This window comes from Bacteroides sp. RTP31139st1_H2_RTP31139_211217 (assembly GCF_040227615.1).
Taxonomy (GTDB): Bacteria; Bacteroidota; Bacteroidia; order Bacteroidales; family Bacteroidaceae; genus Bacteroides; species Bacteroides uniformis.
In genome coordinates this window covers 1-6,618 of the sequence record NZ_JBCNZM010000211.1, presented here as the reverse complement: position 1 = coordinate 6,618, position 6,618 = coordinate 1, and the positions used below count along the sequence as shown (strand labels likewise).

Here is a 6,618-nt window from a genome sequence, read left to right as displayed (position 1 = left end):
ATGTAATTCGTAACCTGATGACGGTAATGAGGAGCCAGTTGCTGAACAGCCGTACGGTGCGTCTGGATGGCCTGGGCACATTCACCATGAAGGCCCGTACGCGAGGTAAGGGAGTGGCAAAATCTGAAGACGTGAATCCCAATCAGGTGACTGCTCTACGCTGCCAGTTTACTCCGGAATACACGCGCCCGGCTGCTATCGGCACTACGCGTGCCCTGATTCAGGGTGTGGAGTTTGAGAAATGGACGGGAGTGGTGACTGACGGTAAGGATGATGCCGGTGATGGTGGCAATTCCGGTGGTGGTTCCGACGGTGACCAAGGCGAGAACCCATTAGGATAAGATGTATTTACTAATTTAGAAAGATTAAAACTATGAAAAAGAACGTTTGGGACAAGATTTTGAAGGTAGTGATAGCTGTTGCTTCTGCCATATTGGGAGCTTTAGGTGCCAATGCAATGAATGTATAAATTGTAGATTCATGTAGTAATATTAGGAGAAAGGCGGTGAAGGAAAAGCACTTCATCGCCTTTTTGTTATTTTCTTCATTTATAATTCCCTGCCAACCAAAAAATCTTATTACCTTTGCAGGTCACTTTTGGAAACAATAAAAATATAATGATATGAATATCTCTTATAATTGGTTGAAAGAGTATGTCGATTTCGATTTGACACCGGATGAAGTTGCTGCGGCACTGACCTCCATCGGACTGGAAACGGGAAGTGTGGAAGAGGTGCAAACCATTAAAGGCGGACTGGAAGGACTGGTCATCGGCGAAGTGTTGACATGCGAAGCTCATCCTAACTCAGACCATATGCACGTCACTACGGTGAACCTGGGACAAGGTGAACCCGTGCAGATTGTATGCGGCGCTCCGAATGTAGCTGCCGGACAGAAAGTGGTAGTAGCCACGTTGGGTACAAAACTGTATGACGGTGACGAATGCTTTACCATCAAGAAATCAAAACTTCGTGGCGTGGAATCTGTCGGCATGATTTGTGCTGAGGATGAAATCGGTATCGGTACGGACCACGCAGGTATCATCGTACTGCCGGAGACTGCTGTTCCGGGTACGCTTGCCAAGGACTACTATAACATCAAGAGCGATTACGTGCTGGAAGTGGACATCACTCCCAACCGTGCCGATGCTTGCTCACATTATGGGGTGGCACGCGACTTGTATGCCTACTTGATACAGAAGGGTAAGCCGGCTACTTTGAAGAAACCTTCGGTAGACGCTTTTGCGGTAGAAAATCACGACTTGGATATTAAAGTAACTGTAGAGAACAGCGAGGCATGTCCCCGATATGCCGGCGTTACGGTGAAAGGGGTTACAGTGAAAGAAAGCCCCGAATGGTTGCAGAACAAGTTGCGTATTATCGGCCTGCGTCCTATCAATAATGTGGTGGATATTACCAACTATATCGTCCATGCTTTCGGCCAGCCGTTGCACTGCTTCGATGCAGATAAGATTAAAGGCAGTGAGGTGATTGTAAAGACCATGCCGGAAGGTACTCCGTTTGTAACTCTTGATGGCGTGGAGCGTAAATTGAACGAACGCGACTTGATGATTTGCAACAAGGAAGAGGCGATGTGTATTGCTGGTGTATTCGGCGGTCTGGATTCCGGTTCTACGGAAACCACCAAGGATGTGTTCCTTGAAAGTGCTTACTTCCATCCCACATGGGTGCGCAAGACAGCCCGTCGTCATGGATTGAACACAGATGCTTCTTTCCGTTTTGAAAGAGGTATTGACCCGAATGCCACTATTTACTGCCTGAAGCTGGCTGCTTTGATGGTAAAGGAACTTGCCGGAGGTACCATTTCTTCTGAAATAAAAGATGTGTGCGCCGCTCCTGCCAAGGATTTCCGTGTGGAACTTGCCTATGAGAAAGTGAACTCACTGATTGGTAAGGTTATTCCGGTGGATACCATCAAGAGCATCGTGACAAGTCTGGAAATGAAGATTGTAGACGAGACAGCCGAAGGGCTTACACTGGATGTTCCTCCTTACCGTGTGGACGTGCAGCGCGATTGCGATGTAATAGAGGATATCCTGCGTATCTACGGATATAATAATGTGGAGATTCCGACTACCTTGAAGTCTTGTCTGACTACCAAGGGTGAATATGATAAATCCAACAAACTGCAGAACCTGGTTGCCGAGCAGCTGGTGGGCTGTGGTTTCAATGAGATTCTGAACAACTCGTTGACGCGTGCCGCTTACTATGACAACTTGGAGTCTTATCCGTCAAAGAATCTGGTAATGTTGCTGAATCCGTTGAGTGCAGACTTGAATGCCATGCGTCAGACACTGCTTTTCGGTGGATTGGAAAGCATCTCGCACAACGCCAACCGTAAGAATGCAGACCTGAAATTCTTTGAATTCGGTAATTGTTATCACTTCAACGAAGAAAAGAAGAATTCGGAAAAGGTGCTTGCCGCTTATTCCGAAGACTATCATCTTGGTTTGTGGGTGACTGGCAAGAGAGTGACCAACTCATGGGCTCATCCGGACGAGAACAGCTCGGTATATGAGCTGAAGGCATACGTTGAGAATGTCTTTGCCAGATTGGGGCTGCACATGCATGATTTGGTTGTCGGCAATCTGACTGATGACATCTATGCTGCCGGTTTATCCGTACAGACAAGGGGTGGAAAGCGGTTGGCTACTTTCGGTATTGTAACAAAGAAGCTGCTGAAGGCATTCGATATTGACAACGAGGTTTACTATGCCGATTTCAACTGGAAAGAATTGTTGAAGGCCATCCGCAATGTGAAGGTGAGCTATACGGAAATCTCCAAGTTCCCTGCCGTGAAACGCGACTTGGCATTACTGCTCGACAAGAAAGTGCAGTTTGCGGAAATTGAGAAGATTGCCTACGAGACGGAGAAAAAGCTGCTGAAGGAGGTCTCTCTCTTCGACGTTTATGAGGGTAAGAATCTGGAAGCCGGTAAGAAGAGTTACGCGGTGAGTTTCCTGTTGCAGGATGAGAATGCCACGTTGAACGATAAGCAGATTGACAAGATTATGTCCAAACTGGTGAAGAACCTGGAGGACAAGTTGGGTGCCAAGCTGCGTTGATTCATTATTCAGAATTTATAATTCATAATTTAAAATACAGTTCCAATGGGAAGAGCGTTTGAATATAGAAAAGCTGCCAAATTGAAAAGATGGGGTCACATGGCAAAGACCTTTACAAGACTGGGTAAACAAATTGCTATTGCGGTGAAGGCCGGTGGTCCGGAGCCGGAAAACAACCCGACACTGCGTTCAGTTATCGCTACTTGTAAGCGTGAAAACATGCCGAAGGATAATATTGAACGTGCTATCAAGAATGCGATGGGTAAGGACCAGAGCGACTATAAGGGTATGACTTATGAAGGATACGGTCCTCACGGTGTAGCTGTTTTTGTGGATACGCTGACTGATAATACTACCCGTACAGTAGCTGATGTGCGTTCCGTGTTCAACAAGTTCGGCGGTAATTTGGGAACAATGGGTTCACTGGCTTTCTTGTTTGATCACAAGTGCGTGTTCACTTTCAAGAAGAAAGACGGTATCGATATGGAGGAACTCATTCTTGACTTGATAGACTATGACGTAGAGGAAGACTACGAAGAGGATGAAGAAGAAGGTACTATCACTATTTATGGTGACCCGAAAAGCTATGCAGCTATCCAGAAACATTTGGAAGAGTGCGGTTTTGAAGATGTCGGCGGTGAGTTTACCTATATCCCGAACGATATGAAGGATGTGACTCCCGAGCAACGCGAAACCATCGACAAAATGATAGAGCGTCTCGAAGAGTTTGATGATGTACAGACGGTTTATACTAACATGAAACCGGAAGAAGGCGGAGAATAATGACATATACATACAAGACGCAAGGTACGTGTAGCAGTAACATCGAACTGGATGTGGAAGATGGTATTGTGAAAGAAGTGGCATTTTGGGGTGGATGTAATGGAAACCTGCAAGGACTTTCACGTTTGGTGAAAGGCATGCCGGTAGATGCGGTGATTGCTCGTTTGGAAGGAATTCGCTGCGGAAGACGTTCCACTTCCTGCCCCGACCAATTGTGCAAGGCATTGCACGAGATGGGGTATTGAGCCTCCTGCCTGAAAGAATGGATGAGAGCCCCTGACATTGAAAGATGCCAGGGGCTTTTTTTGAACCTAACATGGAGGTATTTGTTATTATTTGAGTATTTTTACGCTCTTAATTGAACAGACACAATGAAGAATATTTTTAAAGACTTGAAACGGAGAGACCACAAACGCTATCTGGGCGGTCTGGACGTTTTTAAATATATAGGTCCCGGACTGCTGGTGACTGTGGGCTTTATTGACCCGGGGAACTGGGCATCTAATTTTGCGGCAGGGTCTGAATTTGGCTATTCATTGCTGTGGGTCGTGACTTTATCCACTATCATGCTGATTGTATTGCAGCATAATGTGGCGCATCTTGGCATTGTAACCGGCTTGTGCTTGTCCGAAGCCGCTACCAAATATACTCCTTCCTGGGTGTCGCGTCCCATATTGGGCACAGCGGTATTGGCTTCCATCTCGACTTCGCTGGCAGAGATATTGGGAGGTGCCATCGCTTTGCAGATGCTGTTTGACATTCCCATCATATGGGGTTCTGTCTTGACTACCGTATTTGTAGTCGTCATGCTTTTCACTAATTCCTACAAGAAGATAGAACGTTCCATCATTGCTTTTGTTTCGGTCATTGGGCTCTCCTTTATCTATGAGCTGTTTCTGGTGAAGATAGATTGGCCGCTGGCCGCACAAGGGTGGGTGACACCTTCGTTCCCGCATGGGAGCATGCTGATTATCATGAGTGTGCTCGGTGCGGTGGTGATGCCGCATAATCTGTTTCTGCACTCGGAAGTGATACAGAGCCATGAATATAATAAGAAAGATGATACGTCCATCCGTAAGGTGTTGAAATATGAATTGTTCGACACGCTGTTCTCTATGATTGTGGGATGGGCCATCAACAGTGCCATGATACTGCTGGCTGCGGCAACTTTCTTTAAAAGCGGTATTCAGGTGGAAGAGTTGCAGCAGGCCAAATCCTTGCTGGAGCCGTTGCTGGGGAACAGTGCTGCCGTGGTTTTTGCATTGGCATTACTGATGGCGGGTATATCTTCTACGATAACCAGCGGTATGGCGGCAGGTTCTATCTTTGCCGGTATTTTCGGAGAATCCTATCATATCAAAGACAGTCACTCGCAGGTGGGTGTGATTCTGTCATTGGGTATTGCACTGCTGCTGATTTTCTTTATCGGAGACCCGTTCAAAGGACTGCTGATTTCACAGATGATACTGAGCATCCAGCTGCCGTTTACGATTTTCCTGCAAGTGGGACTGACTTCTTCACGCAAAGTGATGGGGCAGTATGTAAACAGCAAATGGAGTACATTTGTACTTTATGCCATTGCTGCGGTGGTCACTGTGCTGAATATCATGCTGCTGGTATCCGAGTTGACATCTTGAATAATTCATTTTTAAGAAATCAAATAAGTAGTATGAAGATTATTACATATAACGTAAATGGGCTGAGGGCTGCCGTGACAAAAGGTTTTCCCGAGTGGCTGGCACAAGAGCAGCCGGATGTGCTTTGTTTGCAGGAAACAAAGCTGCAACCGGAACAGTATCCGGCGGAGGCGCTGGATGCTTTGGGGTATAAGCATTACCTATATTCTGCACAGAAGAAGGGGTATAGTGGAGTCGCTATTCTGAGCAAGCAAGAACCGGACCATGTGGAGTACGGCATGGGCATTGAAGAATATGATAACGAAGGGCGCTTTATCCGTGCCGACTTCGGTGATGTGTCCGTTGTGAGTGTTTATCATCCTTCCGGTACCAGCGGCGACGAACGCCAGGCCTTCAAGATGGTCTGGTTGGAGAAATTCCAAGAGTATGTATTGGAGTTGGAACGTACGCGTCCTAACCTTATTCTTTGCGGTGATTATAATATCTGCCATGAGGCAATAGATATTCATGACCCTGTCAGGAATGCCACCAACAGCGGCTTTTTGCCAGAAGAGCGGGAGTGGATGACGCGCTTTCTCAATGCGGGATTCATAGATTCCTTCCGTTGGCTTCATCCCGACAAGCAGGAATACACGTGGTGGAGCTATCGCTTTAACTCACGTGCCAAGAACAAAGGGTGGCGTATTGATTATTGCATGGTGAGTGAGCCGGTGCGTCCGATGTTGAAGGAGGCGAGAATATTGGGTGACGTTGTCCACTCGGACCATTGCCCGATGTTGTTGGAAATTACAGAATGATTATGGAAACAAAAGGCAGAATCGAAAAAGCTGTGGAGCTTTTCAAGAGTGGCTATAACTGCTCGCAGTCGGTGGTGGGAGCTTTTGCAGATATGTATGGCTTTACAGAAGAGCAGGCTTTCCGGATGTCCGCCTCTTTTGGTGGTGGCATAGGTCGTATGAGGCAGACATGCGGTGCTGCATGCGGCATGTTCCTATTGGCCGGATTGGAAAAAGGAGCTGTGGAAGGCAAGGACCGTGAAGGTAAGGCGGCAAACTATGCGTTGGTGCAGGAGCTGGCTGCTGAGTTCAAGAAACGAAACGGCTCTTTGATATG

Annotated in this window: 8 protein-coding genes; all 8 read left to right on the top strand. The window is 46.9% G+C overall.

What is annotated here, in order from left to right; all coding sequences use genetic code 11:
* A partial coding sequence (locus ABUA47_RS21965; protein WP_349832048.1) for an HU family DNA-binding protein occupies positions 1-341 on the top strand: 341 nt, incomplete at its 5' end.
* A 32-nt stretch (positions 342-373) separates the two neighbouring features.
* Complete coding sequence (locus tag ABUA47_RS21960; protein WP_005828262.1) at positions 374-469, top strand: smalltalk protein; 96 nt, start codon at positions 374-376, stop codon at positions 467-469.
* A 153-nt stretch (positions 470-622) separates the two neighbouring features.
* On the top strand, positions 623-3,085 hold the full coding sequence (pheT, locus tag ABUA47_RS21955; RefSeq protein WP_035448276.1) for a phenylalanine--tRNA ligase subunit beta: 2,463 nt from the start codon (positions 623-625) through the stop codon (positions 3,083-3,085).
* Positions 3,086-3,130: 45 nt separating this feature from the next.
* Positions 3,131-3,868 (top strand): YebC/PmpR family DNA-binding transcriptional regulator, encoded by a 738-nt coding sequence (locus ABUA47_RS21950; RefSeq protein WP_005828265.1) that lies wholly within the window; start codon positions 3,131-3,133, stop codon positions 3,866-3,868.
* Complete coding sequence (locus ABUA47_RS21945; RefSeq protein WP_005828266.1) at positions 3,868-4,113, top strand: TIGR03905 family TSCPD domain-containing protein; 246 nt, start codon at positions 3,868-3,870, stop codon at positions 4,111-4,113. Before ABUA47_RS21950 ends, ABUA47_RS21945 begins: the two co-directional genes overlap by 1 nt.
* Positions 4,114-4,239: 126 nt before the next feature.
* Positions 4,240-5,505 carry an Nramp family divalent metal transporter gene (locus tag ABUA47_RS21940; protein WP_035448278.1) on the top strand — a complete coding sequence of 422 codons (1,266 nt, stop codon included), beginning with the start codon at positions 4,240-4,242 and terminating at the stop codon, positions 5,503-5,505.
* Between the two features lie 32 nt (positions 5,506-5,537).
* Positions 5,538-6,302, top strand: coding sequence for an exodeoxyribonuclease III (locus ABUA47_RS21935; protein ID WP_035448280.1), 765 nt, complete (start codon positions 5,538-5,540; stop codon positions 6,300-6,302).
* Between the two features lie 2 nt (positions 6,303-6,304).
* On the top strand, positions 6,305-6,618 hold a 314-nt coding region (locus ABUA47_RS21930; protein ID WP_349832047.1), incomplete at its 3' end, for a C-GCAxxG-C-C family protein.